The organism is Sabulicella rubraurantiaca, assembly GCF_017355885.1.
Classification (GTDB): Bacteria; Pseudomonadota; Alphaproteobacteria; order Acetobacterales; family Acetobacteraceae; genus Roseococcus; species Roseococcus rubraurantiacus.
In genome coordinates this window covers 187,095-203,572 of record NZ_JAFEUU010000001.1, presented here as the reverse complement: position 1 = coordinate 203,572, position 16,478 = coordinate 187,095, and the positions used below count along the sequence as shown (strand labels likewise).

The window sequence follows — 16,478 nt, the reverse complement described above, 5'->3', positions numbered from 1 at the left end:
CGCGCCTCTCGGCGCATCAAAGGCTAAATTTCTCGCCCAGGTATACGCGGCGGACCCCTTCATGCGCCACAATCTCTTGCGGCAAACCTTCCATCAATACTTGGCCGTCATGCAGGATATAGGCCCGGTCAATGATTTCGAGCGTCTCGCGCACGTTATGGTCGGTGATGAGGACGCCGATCCCACGATCCTTCAGGTGCTTCACGAGGTCGCGGATCTCGCCAACGGCAATAGGGTCGATGCCAGCCAGAGGCTCGTCGAGCAGGATATAGGAGGGATGGGTGGCGAGGGCGCGGGCGATCTCGCAGCGCCGCCTCTCGCCGCCGGAAAGTGCGAGCGCAGGTGCGTTGCGGAGGTGGCCAATGCCGAACTCGGCCAGGAGGCCGTCCAGCATCTGCTCGCGCAGGTCGCGCTTGGGCTCCACCACCTCCAGCGCCGCGCGGATATTGTCCTCCACCGAAAGGCCCCGGAAGATCGAGGCTTCCTGCGGAAGATAGCCGATGCCCAGCCGTGCCCGGCGATACATGGGAAGTCGCGTCACGTCGGCGCCGTCCAGCATGACACGGCCGCTATCGGGCTGGATGAGCCCCGTAATCATGTAGAAGGTCGTGGTCTTGCCGGCGCCGTTGGGACCAAGCAGCCCCACCGCCTCGCCGCGCCTGACCGAGACGTTCACGTCCCGCACGACGGGGCGCTTCTTGTAGCGCTTACCCAGCCCCTCAGCGACGAGGCCGCCGCCCAATGGAACAGCATGCAGCTTGGGCCGAATCATCGCGGCACCGCCTGACCCTGCTGAGGCACGATCAGACCCTGCACGCGCTGTCCGGGCGCGGAGACGATGCGCGACACGCCGGTGTTCATGTTCACCAGCGCCTCGCGCCCATTCACCTGGTTCTCCTGCCGGGTGATGCGGACATCACCCAGCAGGCGCGCCATGCCGGTCTGGGCTGAATAGACGCCGCGCTCGCCACGCACCACCTCGGTGGCGGTGCGGATCTCCACGTTCCCGAAGAGCTCGATGCGGTCGATGCGGCCCTGACCCGGCGGTGGCGCAGCGGTTCCCTGGGTTCCGGGACGCGCCTGAGCCACGCCGCGTGCCGGGGCGGCGCCACCAGGGACAGGCTGCGGGTCCGCGAGCATGTAGGCGACCAGCGTGTCGGCCGTGATGCGACGGCCATCCTCGGTCGTCACCACGGCCTCGCCCCGCGCCACCGCCATGCGGCGCTCGCTCCAGTATTCCAGGCTGTCGCGGCTGGTGATGGTCTGTTGCGGGGTGGCGTAGGACAGGTTGCGGCCGGTCAGCACCATCACCGACTGGTCCATGTCGAACACGCCACGGTCGCCCGTGGCCCTGTCCGTCGCAGTGAAGATGCGGACATTGCCTTCCGCTTCCATGCGCCAGATCTCGTTGCCGCCGGAAAGCGGCGTCTCGCCGGGCCGGGCCGGATCCGCCTCGCCCGCAGCGGGACGGTAGCGGGCAAGGAGCCTCGCCGCCTCCACTGTGGTTCCGTCGCGCGATGCGCGGGCATTGCCACGGGCAATCACGACCTGCTCCGCCTGACGCCACTCGATGCCGTCATCGGCGGTGATGTCCACCGGGCCGCCCTGCGACATGTCCAAGCCCTGCGCCGCCGCGAGGCCAGAGAGCAGGGAGAGAGCGAGAAGAAGCCGCCTCATTGCTGGCGCCCTTCCAGAACAGCATGGGCACGGCCGGTGAAGATCATCACGGCGCCGCGGTCGCGCATCTCGAATCCCTCGCTTTCGATGGTGCCGAAGGGACCTTGCGCCTGGGTCGGGCGGTCGCCCGAGGCATGGCCGGCATCCACCTGCACCACGGCCGCTTCCGTCCGGAACAATGTGCCCCCGTCATGGAACAGGCGCACGTCACCCCACAGGTCAAGCGCCTGGCGCGGCCGGTCATACCGTCCTTCGCGCGATTCAATGAACACCCAGGCCCCATCGCTCAGCAGGATATCCGCCTCCGGCGAGTCGAGCAGCAGAACCTGGTCCTGGCCCGGCTGGCGGGCAATCCGCGCCGTGACGGTATAAGGACGGTTCACTTCATCCACGCCCTGATAACGCGGCGCCACCACCTGCAGCGCTTCGGGCGTCATAGCGGGCCCACGCCGGAAGGACAGGCGCCCTTCCCTCCCTTCCAGCTCCGGCCAAAGGAACAGGAGGCCGAGCAGGGCCATGATCAGCGCCGGGAGGACGAGCTTCACCAGCCACACGAAGCGCTGCCTGCGCGCGATCTGGCCGGCGCTCGGCGTGCGGCGCGGGCGCGACGGGGCCGGGACCGCACGGCTGGTCGGCAGCACCGCGACGGGCGCGCGACCGGCCCGGGCGGGCACGTCGGAGGCGGGAGGGTTGCTCACCGCGGATGTATGGTGCGCCGGGTGGCGGGGGGTCAAGGCAAGGATCGTGCCAGTCAGACTCGCTCGCTGATCTTGATGGCGACCTTGCAGCCCAGCTTGATCGCGGCAGAGAGCGCCCGGTAGCCCGGCGTCAGCTCCGCCTCGTTGGCGATGCCGATGTCGCGGTGCTCCAGTTCCTCGGCGCGGAAGCGGGCGATCTCCGCCTTCAGCTCCGCCTCGTCTTCGCCGAGATTGGCTTCCTGAGCCTGGTAGTGCTCATCGATCGCCTCCTCCACCGCCACGGTGCAGGCCATGGCCGCACGGGACCCCATGGCCGCCGTGGCCGCGCCCAGCACGAAGCCGGCGACGTGCCAGAAGGGCAGCAGTGCGGTCGGACGCACCCGGCGCTTGGCGATGTGGCGGGAGAAGGTGTCGAGATGAACCTGCTCCTGCTCCTGCATGTGGCGGATAGTCGGCTCGTGCTTCGTCCCGCGCAGCACAGCAAGCTGACCCTGATAGATGCGTTTCGCACCATATTCGCCGGCATGATCCACGCGAATCACGCGCTCAAGGTAGCGGCGGGGGGTCCTTTCGGTCATCGGAACTCCTTGCGGGCGAAGGTGAAGGCCAAGGCGGCCAAGCCCACCCCATAGATGAGGTTCATGCCCGCCATGGAAAGCGGGAAGCCGGGAAGGAGATAGGCAGGCTCGTCGCAGGGCTTGGTCGGCCGTGGCGCGAGGCTCGCCATCATCTCCTCCAGGGAGAGGCTCGGATTGATCGCCGCGACCTGGCATCCGGCAAGCGGGGACGGCCACCAGCCGAATTCCACCCCAAGGTGGAACGCGGCGATGGACGCGGAGGCAGCGGCGCAGAGCCCGGCACCGATCAGCAGCCAGCGCCGTCCGAAGCCCAGCAGCGCGACCGAGGCCAGGGCGAAGCCGACCCAATAGGGAGCGCGCTGCCACAGGCACAGGGCGCAGGGCGGCAGGGCGAGCGTCACCTCCGACAGCCGGGCGGCGAGCGGCGCCAGCGCCGAAAGGAATGCGACAAGGAATGCTCCGGCCATGGCACTTCTTCGCGCCGCGCTCCCCCTTCCGCAAGGCGGGACCGGCGCCTAGCCTCCGCGCATCAAACCGGGGAAATCCGATGCTGACCATCTGGGGCCGCGCCAGTTCATCCAATGTCATGAAGCTGCTGTTCCTCTGCGAGGAGCTGGGCCTGCCCTTCGAGAGGCTGGATGCGGGCGGCTCCTTCGGGCGGACGAACGAGGCCTCCTACCTCGCGATGAACCCCATGGCCCGCGTGCCGACCATCGTGGAGGAAGACGGGTTCTCCCTCTGGGAGAGCAACTCCATTCTTCGCTACCTCGTCGCGCGCCACGCGCCCAGCTCGCCGTTGCACCCCGCCGATCCGCACACGCGCGCCGGGATCGAGAAGTGGATGGACTGGCAGCTTGGCCACCTGAACGCGCCGATGACCACCATCCTGTTCACTCTTTACCGGACGCCGGAGCCGGAGCGCGACCGGGCCGCCCTGGCACGGGCGGAAGCGGAGGCAGCGGCGCTGTGGGGCATCGTAGAGACAGCGCTGGAAGGTCGCGACTGGCTGAGCGGCGACGCGCTCTCGCTGGCGGAGATCGCCCTCGCCCCCTACCTGCATCGCTGGCTGAACTTCCCGATCACGCGCCCCGAGACGCCGCGCCTCAAGGCGCTGCATGGCATGCTGATGACCCGCCCCGGCTTCGCGCGCCACGTCGCGGTCCCGATCACCTAGGCCAGATCGCGGGCCCGGCGCCCATGCGAGCAAAAAAAATGGCGACCCATTGCTGGGCCGCCAAGTTTAGGGAGGAAACGTCCAAGAAAACAACGAGGCGAACCTCGCTGCTGGAGGGATAGATAGCGCGGAGATCGTTTGCACGCAAGTGATTTTTCGCATTGCAGCATTCGCTCCCTGCAACCCTGAGCCCAAGGATCGTGGCATGACGGTTGCGTAGGCAAGTCCATGCGCCTTGCCGGTCTTTTGCCCATCCTGGTGTCCGTTTTCATTCCATGGGCGGTGGCATCCGCCGATCCTGGGCAGCTCTGCTGCGCCGCCATCGCGCGCCCCGAGCGCGGCGCCGGGATTCCGGCCGGACTTCTGCAAGCCATCGGCCGCGTGGAGTCAGGACGCCGCAGCCCCGAGACCGGGACCATCTCGCCCTGGCCTTGGACCCTGAATGCCGAGGGGCGTGGGCATTTCCTGCCGACACGTGAGGCAGCCTTCGCCGCGCTGCGGGAAATGCAGGGACGCGGCGTGCGCGTCATCGACGTGGGCTGCATGCAGGTGAATCTGCACCACCACCCCCGCGCCTTCGCCAGCGCCGAGGAGGCCTTCGACCCCGACGCCAACGCCCGCTACGCAGCGCGCTTCCTCATGGAACTCCACGCCGCGCGGCCCGATTGGATGGTGGCAGCCGGGCACTACCACTCGCACACCCCGGAACTGGCCCAGGCATACCGCGCCCGCGTCCAGACCGCCTGGGCCGAGACGGCTACTCGGGTCGCCGAGGATCGCGCCCTGGCCTCGCCGCGCCCGGCCCCTGCCCCGCGCCTCGCCTTCTCGAATCAGGCAGAGCATATTCAGGTCGCGGCGGCGACGATGCCGGGGCTGGGCCTCGACGCCTATCGCGCCCAGCCCGTGCCGCTTGCCGCCCGGTCGCTGCTGCCCGCTCCCCTCTTCATGGGGCCGCGTCGTCAGTAGGTGGCGCGGCCGCCCGAGCAGTCGAACACGGCCCCGGTCGAGAACGACACCCCGTCCGAAGCGAGGAATGCCGCCATCTCGGCCACCTCCTCCGCGAGACCGAAGCGGCCGAGCGGGATCTTGGACTTCATCCAGGCGACCTGCTCCGCCGTCATCTGGTAGAAGATGTCGGTCTCCACCGCCGCGGGGGTGATGCAGTTCACGCGGATCGCCGTTTCCGCCAATTCCTTGGCGAGCGATTTGGTGAGGGCGATCACCCCGGCCTTGGCAGCGGAATAGGCAGAGGCCATGGGATTCCCCTCCTTCCCAGCGACGCTGGCGATGTTGACGATGCGGCCGCGCCCGCGCTGCCGCATCCCCGGTACGACGGCGCGGCAGCACAGGAAGACTCCGACCAGATCCACCTCGACCACGCGACGCCAGGCCTCGACCGGGTAGTCCTCCAGCCGGTGGTTGGGGCCGGTGATGCCGGCGTTCGCCACCAGGATCCCCACCGGGCCGATGGCCGACTCGGTCCGGGCGAGCGCGGCCTCCACCGCGCCCGCATCGGTCACGTCCACGGTTTCGCGATGCGAGGCTGACACGCGCGACAATGCGCCCTCGTCGGCATCCCATAGGGCGACACGCGCCCCTGCCTCCTCCAGCCGCCGCGCGATGGCGAGGCCGAGGCCTCGCGCACCGCCGGTGACGACGGCCGCCTCGCCCGCGATCCCCTTCACGAGGGCTCCAGCCCCACCTCCCGCGCGAGGCGGGTGAGGTCGGTGATCTGGCCTTGCAGGAAGCTCTGCCACTGCTGCGGCGGCATGGCGCGCGGGGCATAGCCGAGGCGACCCAGACGCTCACGCAGTTCCGCCGAGGCCAGTACCTTTTCGAGCGCAGAGTTGAAGCGGGAAACGACCGGAGCCGGCGTGTTGGCCGGGGCGGAGACGCCGAACCAGACGATCAGCTCGAAGCCGGGCACATCGCGGGAGATGGGCGGGATGTCCGGCGCCAGGGGGAAGGACTCGCGCGAAGTAACGCCGAGCGCGCGCACCCTTCCGTCCCGAACCTGGGTCAGCCCGGCGACGAGGTCGGTCAGGGTGCAGTCGATGCGCCCGGCCATGACCTCGGTCAGCGCGTCCGGGCCGCCGCGCACCGGGACGGGGAGCATGGTCACCCCGGCAATGCGGTTGAGAAGCTGCGACCCGATCAGCGAGGAAGCGTTGCCGTGGCTGAAGGTCAGTTCCCCCGGCCGGCGCCGGGCCTGCTCCATCAACTCAGCCGTGGTTCGGGCCGGGTTGTTCAGGTTCACCACCAGCACGTAGGGCGCCTCGGCCAGGAACCCGATCGGCGTGAAGTCGCGGATCGGGTCATAGCCCAGATTACGGACGAGGTAGGTGTTCAGCGCGCCATTGGTGACGCTGAGGATGCCGACCGTGTGGCCATCCGGCGCCGCGCCCTTGAGCGCCATCGTCCCAACCACCCCGTTCCCGCCGGGCCGGTTGTCGATCACGACGGGCTGGCCCAGTTCGCGGCCCAGCGGCTCGGCGATCATGCGGGCCAGGCTGTCGGTCACGCTGCCTGCCGGAAAGCCCACGATCATCCGGATGGGCCGGTCGGGCCATGACTGGGCCAGCGCGGGCGCCGCAAGGAGCGACGGCCCGGCTGCAAGGAGGTGGCGACGCTGGATCATGGACGTTCCCGTTCTTCGAGATGCTTGTGGATAGCCGTGTTATCGGATTTCGGCCCTTGGGCGGCGACAGCCTCTGCCCATTCCTTGCGAAGCAGGCGCAGCAGCCGCGCCTCCACCCCCGTGGCCTCGGCGATGCCGGCTGCCGTCTCGATGTCCTTGCGCATCAGTCCAAGCTGGAACCCGCCCGCGTAGCGGCGGGACGCGATTTCCTGCGCCAGCTTGGTCTCCGAGGCGATGTTCCGGCCGGAGGACGCATTGAGCACCTGCGTCAGGATTCCGAGGTCCAGCCCTTCCCGCTCCGCCATCAGCGCGGCCTCGCTCACGGCCAGGAGACCGGCGGCATAGACGTAATTGTTGAGCGCCTTCATGGCGTGGGCGCTGCCCAGGACGCCGGTGCGGATGATCGCCTCGCCCATGCGGCGGAGGAGCGGTTCCACGCGATCCAGGTCGGAAGAGGCGCCCCCGGCCATGATCGCCAGCGTCCCGGCCCGCGCCTTCACGACGCTGCCGGAGACGGGCGCATCCACCATGGCGCAGCCCCGGGCGGCAAGCCGCTCTCCCCATTCCCGTGTCGCGGCGGGAAGCGAGGATCCCATGTCCACTACCACCGTCCCCGGACGCAGCGCCCCTTCCAGGGCGCCAAGTACGGAGGCCACCGCCGGGCTGTCAGGCAGCATCAGGATGATGGTCGAGGCGCGGGAGGCGAGTTCCGTCGGGCGAGGCAGCGCCTCGGACCCCGGAATCGTGACGCCCGCGGCATCGTGGGTGAGGAGGGGCGTCCCCTTGGCCACCAGATTCGCCGCCATCGGCGCGCCCATCATGCCAAGGCCAATGAAGCCCACCGGGCCGTCCATGCCATTTCCCCCTCTTTCCTTGGCAGGGAGTTTCGGGGGCATGGCCGGATTTGTCACTCCACCCCTCGAAAACCGGTGGGCACAGTGCTACATCTCCCGGTGCCGCTTGCGGCTATGGCGATAAACGTTGCGTGGAATAAGCGTTACGGACCCGGGGGCAGTGCCCGGCGTCTCCACCACTCACCTTCCCCTTGTCGGGGGCTCGGTTCTGGGGACGAAACAGGCTCGACGTGCGAGGTAAAGACGCAGCTTTTGCCCGGCATTGTACCGCCGTTATCGGGCTAAATCACAAGTGCCAACGACAACAGCCGCGAGGCTGTGGCGCTCGCTGCCTAACAAATAGGTAAGCGCGGTTTGGGGAGCACCGGGCAACAGAAGCTCCCCGCCTCTTCTTCCGGGCGGATGCGGGGTCCGTGCCTTCCTTCCCCTGACGGCGTTCCGCTCGTATGTTGCGCGCCGCAGGATTTTAACATGACCCAAGCACCGCCCCCCAGCCTCCTCCCCTATGAACACTGGGCCGGCCGCGCCCTGCGCGCCGTCGTGGTGGACGCGTTGGAACATGCCGCGCGGGAGGGGCTGCCCGGCGAGCACCACTTCTACATTTCCTTCCGGACCGACCATCCGGGGACGATCATCCCGGGCCACCTCAAGGTGCGCTACCCGCAGGAGATGACGATCGTGCTCCAGCACCGGTTCTGGGACCTGGCGGTCGACCGGGCGGCGCAGCGCTTCTCCGTCGGGCTGTCCTTCGCCGGGGTTCCGGCGATGCTGTCCGTCCCCTTTGGTGCCATGACCGCCTTCCAGGACCCGCACGCCCAGTTCGGCCTGCGCTTCGATCCGGACCTGGAACTGGAGGCGCCGCAGGAAGAGCAGGCCGCCGCGGAGCCCGCCCCTGCCCCCACCACAACCGAGGACGAACCGCCCGCCACGCCGCAGGTGGTGAGCCTCGATGCCTTCCGCCGCAAGCGCGACTGAAAGACCAGAAGCCATGAATCCTCCTCTCGACGTGGACGCCGCGCCGGTCACCGGCGCGACCGAGACCAAGCGCTTCGACTACGCGCCCATGTTCCCGCTGGGTGCGGACACGACGCCCTACCGGAAGCTGCCCATCGAGGGCGTCTCGACGATCGAGGTCGATGGCAAGCGCGTGCTGCGTGTCCCGCCGCGTGTTCTGGAAGAGCTTGCCTTCCAGGCCTGCCGCGACGTTTCGCACCTGCTGCGCCCTGGACACCTGCAGCAGCTTTCGAACATCCTGAAGGACCCCGAGGCGAGCGCGAATGACCGCTTCGTGGCGCTGGACCTGCTGAAGAACGCCAATATCGCGGCTGGCGGCAAGCTGCCCATGTGCCAGGACACCGGCACAGCCATCGTCTTCGGCAAGAAGGGCCAGCGCGTCTGGGTCGAGGGCGATGAGGAGGAGGCAATCTCCACCGGCGTCGCGCGCACCTATACCGAGACGAATCTGCGCTATTCCATGATGGCGCCCATCACCACCTTCGACGAGACGAACACCGGCAACAACCTGCCGGTAGAGTTCACCATCCTGGCCAGCCCCGGCGAGCACCATGCCGATGAGCTGCACCTGATGTTCGTGCTCAAGGGAGGCGGCTCGGCCAACAAGACCTTCCTCTTCCAGCAGACGCGCGCCGTGCTGAGCAAGCCGAAGCTGCTCGCGTTCCTGGAGGAGAAGATCAAGACGCTCGGCACCTCGGCCTGCCCGCCCTATCACCTGGCGATCGCCATCGGCGGAACTTCGGCCGAAGCGAATCTGAAGGCGGTGAAGCTCGCCTCCACGCGTTACCTGGACAAGCTGCCGACGCAGGGCAGCAAGGCCGGCCACGCCATCCGCGACCCGGAACTAGAGGCCGAAATCCACAAGCTGACGCAGAACCTGGGCATCGGCGCGCAGTTCGGCGGCAAGTATTTCTGCCACGACGTTCGCGTGGTCCGCATGGCGCGTCACGGCGCCTCGCTGCCCATCGGCATCGGCGTCTCCTGCTCGGCCGACCGCCAGATCAAGGCGAAGATCACCGCCGAAGGCGTGTTCCTGGAGGATCTGGAGCACGACCCTGCCAAGTACCTGCCCGAGACGACGGACGAGATCCTGGGCGGCGACGTTGTGAAGATCGACCTCAACCAGCCCATGGAAGCGATCCGGGCCGAGTTGACCAAGCACCCGGTGAAGACCCGCGTCTCGTTGACTGGCACCATCGTCGTGGCGCGCGACATTGCGCATGCCAAACTGCAGGAGCGGCTGGACCGCGGCGAAGGCCTGCCCGAGTACATCAAGAACCACCCGGTCTATTACGCCGGCCCCGCGAAGACGCCGGAAGGCATGCCCACGGGCTCCTTCGGCCCGACCACGGCGGGCCGTATGGACTCCTATGTGGAGGCTTTCCAGAAGGCGGGCGGGTCCCGGGTCATGCTGGCCAAGGGCAACCGCTCCAAGGCGGTGACCAATGCCTGCAAGGCCTATGGGGGCTTCTACCTCGGCTCCGTCGGCGGCCCAGCGGCACGTCTGGCGCAGGACTGCATCCGCAAGGTCGAGGTGCTGGAATACCCTGAGCTTGGCATGGAAGCGATCTGGCGCATCGAGGTCGAGGATTTCCCGGCCTTCATCGTCGTGGATGACAAGGGCAACGACTTCTACGACGGGCTTGAGTGATCCGACCCGGTGGCTTCGTCTGCAAACAAATTGCACCGCGCTAATGCTGACCTGCCTGCTGACCTCCGTGGTCTCACGCATGTCCAGCTGGCCGGTGGCGTGGACGAGCTTCCGGGTGATCGCGTTCCCGACGATCCTGGTGGTCATGCCGCTGGCGCGCCGCCTCGTCTTCCGGCTGGTAGCGGCGCCTCGAGGGTAGGATCACACGCATGACGCGCCGCCTCATCTCCTCCGGCTCCCGCTTCGAGGCGGAGATCGGCTACTCCCGCGCCGTGGTCGATGGCGACTGGATCTTCGTCTCCGGCACGACCGGCTACGACTACGCGACCATGACCATCGCCGAAGGCGTCGAAGACCAGTGCGAGCAGGCCTTCCGCAATATCGCGGCGGCATTGCGCCAAGCGGGGGCGGAGGTGGCGGATGTGGTGCGTGCAACGTTCATCGTGCCGCGCCGCGAGGATTGGGAGCCCTGCTGGCCGGTGGTCCGGCGCTGGTTCGGCGAGGTGCGGCCGGCCTCCACCCTGCTTCATGCCGGGCTGCAGGCGGATGCGATGCGGATCGAGATCGAAGTGACGGCGCGGCTGCGCCGCCAGCAAGGGGACAAGGGCTGATGCGCTTCTCGGTGGACCGTCTCGATCACCTGGTCGTCACCTGCCGGGACGTGGAGATCAGCGCCGCCTGGTACCAGCGCGTCCTCGGCATGGAGCGGGAGGAGTTTGGCCCCCACCGCCGCACCTCGCTGCGCTTCGGCGGGCAGAAGATCAACCTCCGCCCGCAGGAGGCGACCCAGGCGGAATGGTGGTCCGGCCTTGCCGCCGCTCCGGCCACGCATGACCTCTGCTTCATCGTCACCGTTACGGCGATGGAAGTGGTGGCGCATCTCCACCACTGTGGCGTGGTGGTGGAGCAGGGCCCCGTCCCCAAGGACGGCGCGCTGGGCCCCATCACCAGCGTGTACTGCCGGGACCCTGACGGAAACTTGATCGAGATCGCGACCTACAGCGACTGACCATCGGCTTCGGCGTGGAACGATCGCCTCGCCTGCGCTTTACTGCCGCGGACGGGAGGGTAGCATGACCACGCGAACCGAAACCGACAGCCTCGGCACCATCGAGATCCCTGCGGACCGCCTTTGGGGCCCGCAGACTGAGCGGGCGAGGCGCCTCTTCGCCATCGGGACCGAACGCTTCCCGCCGGCGCTGATCCGCGCCGTGGGACAGCAGAAATGGGCGGCGGCCGAGGCGAATCGCCGGCTGGGCGAGCTGCCCGCCCTGCTGGCCGACCCGATCAAGCAGGCCGCCGAGGAGATCATCTCCGGCGCGCGGGACGCGGATTTCCCGCTTTCGGTCTGGCAGACCGGGTCGGGCACTCAGACCAACATGAACGCCAATGAAGTGGTCTCGAACCGGGCGAACCAATTGCTCGGCCATGAGCTTGGTTCGCGCGACCCGGTGCATCCGAACGACCACGTCAATCGCGGTCAGTCTTCCAACGACAGCTTCCCGACGGTCATGCACCTCGCCGCCGCGCAGGCGGTGGTGAACCGGTTGAAGCCTGCTCTGGGCACGCTGGCTCAGAGCCTCGCGGCGCGGGCGGCGCAATGGGCCACTGTGGTCAAGGTCGGCCGCACCCACCTGATGGACGCAGTGCCGGTGACGCTGGGCGGGGAATTCGCCACCTGGGAGCGGCAGGTCCGCCTGGGGCTGGATCGCCTGGATGCCTGCATGCCGCGCCTCCTCATGCTGCCGCAGGGTGGTACGGCGGCGGGAACCGGGCTGAATCGCCACAAGGATTTCGACCGCCTCTTCTGCGAGGTAATCGCAGTCCGAACCGGCTTGGCCTTCGCGCCCAATCCCGACAAGTCGGAAGGGATGGCGGCGCATGACGCCTTTCTGGAGCTGCACGGCGCGCTGAACGTCATCGCCGCCTCGCTCACCAAAATGGCGAACGACATACGCCTTCTCGGCTCTGGCCCTCGTTCCGGCCTGTCCGAACTGATGATCCCTGAGGACGGCCTGTCCTCCTCGATCATGCCGGGCAAGACCAACCCCACCCAGAGCGAGGCGCTGACCATGGTTTGCGCGCAGGTGATGGGCAACCAAGTCGCCGTCACCATCGCCAATGCGCATGGCCACCTTGAACTGAATACCTACAAGCCGCTCATCATCCAGGCTGTGCTGCAATCCATCACCTTGCTCGCCGATGCCTCGGAAAGCTTCGCGCAGCACATGGTGGACAAGCTGGAGCCGAACCTCCCGCGCCTCGCGGAGAACCTCGCGAAGTCACTGATGCTCGCCACGGCGCTGAATCCGCATGTCGGCTACGATAAGGCGGTGAAGGTGGCGAAGCTGGCCCTGCACGAGGATCTGACGCTCCGTGAGGCCGCGATCCGGCTGGGCGTGAGCACGGGCGCCGAGTTCGACGCCTGGGTCCGACCAGAGACGATGATCCGCCCTGCGTGACTGGGGCGCATCTGTCCAAGCGCTCGCTGCGCCTCGCAGGCCATGCCACCTCCATCGCGCTGGAGCCCGAGTTCTGGGCGGCGCTGGAGCGCATGGCCGCAGCGCGCGGCCTCACCCTGGCTGCGCTGGTGACGGAGCAGGATGCGCTGCGCGGTGAGCAGCCTTTGGCCAGCCGCCTGCGCGTCTTCGCTCTGGCGGCGGCCCGCGGCGAGGGCTGACCCGCCGCGTCAGGTGCTCTTGAGTTCTGGACCGTCGCCGCGTCCGCGGCCAGCCGGATCGAACGGGTCGGTGTCGGTCGGGCCTTGTGGACCGCGCCCACCGCCGCGGCCACGGCCGGGCGGGTCGTTTGGGTCGCGGTCGGTGACGCCACCACCCTGCTCGCCTCCGCCGCCCCGGCCTCGACCGACCGGATCGTTCGGGTCGCTATCCGTCGCGCCGCGTCCAGGTGGGCGCGAGCCGCCGCGCCCCTGGCCGGGCGGATCATTCGGGTCGCTGTCGGTCGTACCGCGCGGGCGGCTGCCGCCCCTCCCCTGGCCCGGCGGATCGCTCGGGTCCGAATCCGAGGTTCCTCGGTTGGGGGGCGGACGCGGTGCCTCTTCCGGAGGCGAGGACTTGCGCTTGCCGGGCGGCTCGGAAGGCGTCGTGCCAGGAGAGCCGCTCTTAGGCTGCTGCGCCCCGGCCTGAGCGGTGATTCCACCGCTCGCCATTCCCAGCACCAGGATCCGGCGTCTCAGCCGCGGGTCGCTCATCGCCCTGTCCTCCCTTTTCACTCTTCGCCGGATCCGCCGGCACTCTTCGGCAGCAACGCGGCCGGGGCACCCAAGGCAGCAATCTCTGCGCTACCGGCCACGCGCGTGCAGCCCCCCAGACTCAGAAAGGCCCCACGGATCTGTCCCCGGGCGAGAAGCAGCTCCGCTTGGCAGAGCCCCGCATCCAAGGCTGCCTCAAGCAGTGATACCGGGAGGGTTCCGACCGCGACCGTGACGCCTTGTCCTACCAAGTCAGTATCCGGGTCCAGCTCCTCGGCCGGGCGCCGGAGGATGGAAGGATGCTCGGCATTCACGGCGTTGGCGATGACCGTCGCCGCGGCGTCCGCCTCCGCCGCCCGGCAGGCCAGCACGGTCACGGCATCCGCGATGCCAAGGGAAAAGGATCGCCCGCGCCAGCCCGAAGTGGCGATGCCGCCCACCCCGTCCTCAGCGCGGAGATGCGCGACGGGTCCGACGCCCGGGCGATCCGCCCGCTCCACCAGCCCGATGCGCAAGGACGCTCCAGGCGACAGATGGACGGCAATGTCGCCGCCATTGTTCACATGGGCGGCCGAAAGACCCGGCACCGCCGCGATCGCCGCCAGAACGTGCTCTGCCACTGCGCCCGCGACCGCAGCCATGGGCGTGATGAGGGCGGCGCGGAAAGGCCAGCACGCTTCGACCATCCGGCGCGAAACCGGATGCGCGGCCTCGGGCGGGCGGCCTAGCAGGGGCGCCCGCAACAGGGGAAGTTCCGCAGCCAGAGCGGGAAGCACGCCGCACAGGGCGCGGAACGCCACCTCCCGCGCCGTCTGGATGGCGGGACGCGTCCCTTCCAGCCCGATCAGCAGGTCCATCGGCCCATCCGAAAGGTGCATCCGCCCGTCGGGGAGGAGGTGGCGCTGTGGCGGAGGCCAGTCCGTCACCCCAGCGCATCCAGCATGCGATTGGCGAAGTGACGGGGCACGGCGAACGCGATGGTGTCCTCCTCACGCCTGCCCAGCGCGCCGTACAGCCCGGCGCTGTCCGCCGCCGGTCCCTCCAAGGTCGCGCGATGGTTACGCGCTCCCTCGCCTACCGAGATGTGCAACGCCGCCCGCAGATGGCGCGGGCGCCAGTAACGGTCCAACTCCGCCGCCTCCATGCCAAGCGCCGGGCGAGTGTGAGGGTGCGCGCGCGAAAAATCCACCGGGCTTTGACAGCCCTGCCCCGCCCTTTCAACCTCGCAGGGCGAGGAGAGAGGGAACAAATGACGCGAAGCCTCATCCGGGGCCTCGGCCTCGTATTTTCCGGCATAGTGCGGGACCCCGTGCTGGACGCCGATGCCATCCTCGTCGAAGACGGCTGCATCGCAGGCATCGGCCGCGCTGCGGATTTCGAGGCGGAGACGGTCATCGAGGCGCATGGCTGTGCCGTCATGCCCGGGCTGATCGACAACCACGTCCATCCCGCATTCGGCGATTGGACCCCACGCCAGAACCAGTTGGGCTGGATCGAGGGCATGGTCCATGGCGGCACGACGACGCTGATCTCGGCCGGCGAGGTGCATCTGCCCGGCAGGCCCAAGGACCCGGTTGGGGTAAAGGCCCTCGCCGTCGCCGCGCAGCGCGCCTTTTCCGCGTTCCGCCCAATGGGTGCACGCGTCCTGGCCGGCGCCCCAGTGCCCGAGCGCGGCATCACCCGGGAGGATTATGCCGAGATGGCGCGCGCCGGAGTGCGCTGGCTCGGCGAGTTCGGGCTGGGCACCGTGAAGGACGAGGCGGAGGTGGTGGAGCACATGCAGGCCGCACGCGAAGCCGGGCTGAACGCCATGATCCACTGCGGCGGCCCGTCCATCGCCGGCTCCAACCTGATGCGCGCCCCGGTGGTGATCGCCGCTGATGCGGACATCGTCGCACACATCAACGGGGGCCCGACCTCCTTGCCCGCCGCGGAGCTGACGAAGGTCATTGAGGGCACGAAGCGCGCCATCGAAATCGTCCACAACGGCAACCCGCGCAACGCTCTCCACGCCGTGAACGTGCTCCGGGAGATGGGCCGGCTGGACCGTTTGGTCCTTGGCACGGACAGCCCGGCCGGATCGGGCGTACAGCCGCTCGGCGTGCTGCGGACGATCTCGCTGCTCTGCTCGCTCGGCGAACTCGACCCGGGCATCGCCATCGCGGCGGCGGGCGGCAACACGGCGCGCTGGCGCGGGATCGAAGCCGGGACCATCGCCATGGGACGCCCCGCTGACCTCGTGTTCCTGGATGCGCCGATCGGCGGTGCCGGAGAGGATGCAGCAGAAGCCTTCATCCATGGTGAACTGCCCGGGATCGGCATGGTGATCGTGGATGGCGAGGTGCGTTGCGGCCGTTCGCGCAACACGCCGCCCGCCGCCCGAATCCCGGAGGTGCTGGCATGACCGCGATCCGCAAATGGGCCGTCCTCGTCGAGGAAACCGCGATGGAGGTCGGGCGCCCCGTTTCCCCGCCCATTCGCCGCGCCGTCGCCATGGCTGTGCTGCGAAATCCCTTCGCTGGCCGCTTCGAGGAGGACCTGACCACCCTGGTCGAACTGGGCGCGACGCTCGGGGCGGAACTCGCCACGCGGGCCATCGGGGCGCTCGGCATCCCGGGAGAGCAGGTCCATTCCTTCGGGAAGGCTGCCGTCGTGGGCGAGGATGGCGAGCTAGAGCACGCTGCCGCGCTGCTGCATCCAAAGATGGGCGCGTCGGTGCGCGCGGCGCTCGGCAAGGGGCCGGCGCTCATTCCCTCTGCCAAGAAGCGCGGCGGCATGGGCACGGCGGTGGACGTCCCGCTGGGGCACAAGGACGCCGCCTTCGTCCGCTCGCATTTCGACGCGATCGAGGTGCGGATGCCCGACGCGCCGCGGCGCGACGAGATCCTGCTCTGCCTTGCGCTGACGACGGGCGGGCGCCCCCTGCCCCGCATCGGCGGCCTGACTGTTGACGAAATCGTCGGCGAGGATGGTTTGCGGTGAC

The 16,478-nt window shown here is 68.6% G+C and carries 21 protein-coding genes and 1 other RNA gene; 11 read left to right on the top strand and 11 right to left on the bottom strand.

Annotation, left to right across the window (positions count from 1 at the left end; all coding sequences use genetic code 11):
• Positions 1 to 16: 16 nt before the first annotated feature.
• Genes lptB through JTJ31_RS00995 form a run of 5 tightly spaced genes read right to left on the bottom strand, consistent with a single transcriptional unit; the run spans position 17 to position 3,420 of the window.
• Positions 17 to 772, bottom strand: a complete 756-nt coding sequence (gene lptB / locus JTJ31_RS01015) for an LPS export ABC transporter ATP-binding protein (RefSeq protein WP_207536734.1) — start codon at positions 770 to 772, stop codon at positions 17 to 19.
• Positions 769 to 1,677, bottom strand: coding sequence for an LptA/OstA family protein (locus JTJ31_RS01010; protein WP_207536733.1), 909 nt, complete (start codon positions 1,675 to 1,677; stop codon positions 769 to 771). The genes lptB and JTJ31_RS01010 overlap by 4 nt, the downstream gene beginning before the upstream one ends.
• Positions 1,674 to 2,375: an LPS export ABC transporter periplasmic protein LptC gene (gene lptC, locus JTJ31_RS25145; protein WP_207536732.1), complete on the bottom strand. Its 702-nt coding sequence runs from the start codon at positions 2,373 to 2,375 to the stop codon at positions 1,674 to 1,676. The genes JTJ31_RS01010 and lptC overlap by 4 nt, the downstream gene beginning before the upstream one ends.
• 53 nt (positions 2,376 to 2,428) lie before the next feature.
• Positions 2,429 to 2,953 carry a demethoxyubiquinone hydroxylase family protein gene (locus tag JTJ31_RS01000; protein ID WP_207536731.1) on the bottom strand — a complete coding sequence of 175 codons (525 nt, stop codon included), beginning with the start codon at positions 2,951 to 2,953 and terminating at the stop codon, positions 2,429 to 2,431.
• A complete protein-coding gene (locus tag JTJ31_RS00995; RefSeq protein ID WP_207536730.1) occupies positions 2,950 to 3,420 on the bottom strand; it encodes a disulfide bond formation protein B in 471 nt (156 codons plus the stop codon). Before JTJ31_RS00995 ends, JTJ31_RS01000 begins: the two co-directional genes overlap by 4 nt.
• A gap of 80 nt (positions 3,421 to 3,500) precedes the next feature.
• Between JTJ31_RS00995 and JTJ31_RS00990 the strand changes: the two genes are divergently transcribed.
• Complete coding sequence (locus tag JTJ31_RS00990; RefSeq protein ID WP_207536729.1) at positions 3,501 to 4,127, top strand: glutathione S-transferase family protein; 627 nt, start codon at positions 3,501 to 3,503, stop codon at positions 4,125 to 4,127.
• 228 nt (positions 4,128 to 4,355) lie between these two features.
• A complete protein-coding gene (locus tag JTJ31_RS00985) occupies positions 4,356 to 5,093 on the top strand; it encodes a lytic transglycosylase domain-containing protein (protein ID WP_207536728.1) in 738 nt (245 codons plus the stop codon).
• On the opposite strand, the gene JTJ31_RS00980 is transcribed toward JTJ31_RS00985, so the two are convergent.
• Genes JTJ31_RS00980 through JTJ31_RS00970 form a run of 3 tightly spaced genes read right to left on the bottom strand, consistent with a single transcriptional unit; the run spans position 5,087 to position 7,619 of the window.
• Positions 5,087 to 5,812, bottom strand: a complete 726-nt coding sequence (locus tag JTJ31_RS00980) for an SDR family NAD(P)-dependent oxidoreductase (RefSeq protein WP_207536727.1) — start codon at positions 5,810 to 5,812, stop codon at positions 5,087 to 5,089. The two genes, JTJ31_RS00985 and JTJ31_RS00980, sit on opposite strands and share 7 nt — an antisense overlap.
• Positions 5,809 to 6,765 (bottom strand): Bug family tripartite tricarboxylate transporter substrate binding protein, encoded by a 957-nt coding sequence (locus tag JTJ31_RS00975; protein ID WP_207536726.1) that lies wholly within the window; start codon positions 6,763 to 6,765, stop codon positions 5,809 to 5,811. The genes JTJ31_RS00980 and JTJ31_RS00975 overlap by 4 nt, the downstream gene beginning before the upstream one ends.
• Entirely contained in the window at positions 6,762 to 7,619 is an 858-nt protein-coding gene (locus tag JTJ31_RS00970; RefSeq protein ID WP_207536725.1) for an NAD(P)-dependent oxidoreductase, read from the bottom strand. The genes JTJ31_RS00975 and JTJ31_RS00970 overlap by 4 nt, the downstream gene beginning before the upstream one ends.
• Before the next feature lie 61 nt (positions 7,620 to 7,680).
• Between JTJ31_RS00970 and ssrA the strand changes: the two genes are divergently transcribed.
• From ssrA to JTJ31_RS00935, 7 genes are all read left to right on the top strand, one after another.
• Positions 7,681 to 8,006: a transfer-messenger RNA gene (gene ssrA, locus JTJ31_RS00965) on the top strand.
• Between the two features lie 84 nt (positions 8,007 to 8,090).
• Positions 8,091 to 8,594 (top strand): SspB family protein, encoded by a 504-nt coding sequence (locus JTJ31_RS00960; RefSeq protein WP_207536724.1) that lies wholly within the window; start codon positions 8,091 to 8,093, stop codon positions 8,592 to 8,594.
• 13 nt (positions 8,595 to 8,607) lie between these two features.
• On the top strand, positions 8,608 to 10,284 hold the full coding sequence (locus JTJ31_RS00955; RefSeq protein WP_207536723.1) for a fumarate hydratase: 1,677 nt from the start codon (positions 8,608 to 8,610) through the stop codon (positions 10,282 to 10,284).
• Between the two features lie 209 nt (positions 10,285 to 10,493).
• Positions 10,494 to 10,895, top strand: a complete 402-nt coding sequence (locus JTJ31_RS00950) for a RidA family protein (RefSeq protein WP_207536722.1) — start codon at positions 10,494 to 10,496, stop codon at positions 10,893 to 10,895.
• On the top strand, positions 10,895 to 11,293 hold the full coding sequence (locus JTJ31_RS00945; RefSeq protein ID WP_207536721.1) for a VOC family protein: 399 nt from the start codon (positions 10,895 to 10,897) through the stop codon (positions 11,291 to 11,293). Before JTJ31_RS00950 ends, JTJ31_RS00945 begins: the two co-directional genes overlap by 1 nt.
• A gap of 64 nt (positions 11,294 to 11,357) precedes the next feature.
• Positions 11,358 to 12,746 (top strand): class II fumarate hydratase, encoded by a 1,389-nt coding sequence (locus tag JTJ31_RS00940; protein WP_207536720.1) that lies wholly within the window; start codon positions 11,358 to 11,360, stop codon positions 12,744 to 12,746.
• Positions 12,743 to 12,964, top strand: coding sequence for a ribbon-helix-helix domain-containing protein (locus JTJ31_RS00935; RefSeq protein WP_207536719.1), 222 nt, complete (start codon positions 12,743 to 12,745; stop codon positions 12,962 to 12,964). The genes JTJ31_RS00940 and JTJ31_RS00935 overlap by 4 nt, the downstream gene beginning before the upstream one ends.
• A 9-nt stretch (positions 12,965 to 12,973) precedes the next feature.
• Here the strand turns inward: JTJ31_RS00935 and JTJ31_RS00930 are convergent, their stop codons facing one another.
• The 3 genes from JTJ31_RS00930 to JTJ31_RS00920 are packed head-to-tail and all read right to left on the bottom strand — an operon-like array spanning position 12,974 to position 14,624.
• A complete protein-coding gene (locus tag JTJ31_RS00930; protein WP_207536718.1) occupies positions 12,974 to 13,495 on the bottom strand; it encodes a hypothetical protein in 522 nt (173 codons plus the stop codon).
• Between the two features lie 17 nt (positions 13,496 to 13,512).
• On the bottom strand, positions 13,513 to 14,421 hold the full coding sequence (locus tag JTJ31_RS00925; RefSeq protein WP_328805624.1) for a UPF0280 family protein: 909 nt from the start codon (positions 14,419 to 14,421) through the stop codon (positions 13,513 to 13,515).
• Positions 14,418 to 14,624 carry a hypothetical protein gene (locus tag JTJ31_RS00920; protein WP_207536717.1) on the bottom strand — a complete coding sequence of 69 codons (207 nt, stop codon included), beginning with the start codon at positions 14,622 to 14,624 and terminating at the stop codon, positions 14,418 to 14,420. Before JTJ31_RS00920 ends, JTJ31_RS00925 begins: the two co-directional genes overlap by 4 nt.
• Before the next feature lie 120 nt (positions 14,625 to 14,744).
• Between JTJ31_RS00920 and JTJ31_RS00915 the strand changes: the two genes are divergently transcribed.
• Positions 14,745 to 15,899, top strand: coding sequence for an amidohydrolase family protein (locus tag JTJ31_RS00915; protein ID WP_207536716.1), 1,155 nt, complete (start codon positions 14,745 to 14,747; stop codon positions 15,897 to 15,899).
• Positions 15,896 to 16,477 (top strand): amino acid synthesis family protein, encoded by a 582-nt coding sequence (locus JTJ31_RS00910; protein ID WP_207536715.1) that lies wholly within the window; start codon positions 15,896 to 15,898, stop codon positions 16,475 to 16,477. The genes JTJ31_RS00915 and JTJ31_RS00910 overlap by 4 nt, the downstream gene beginning before the upstream one ends.
• The last annotated feature ends 1 nt before the right edge of the window (position 16,478 follow it).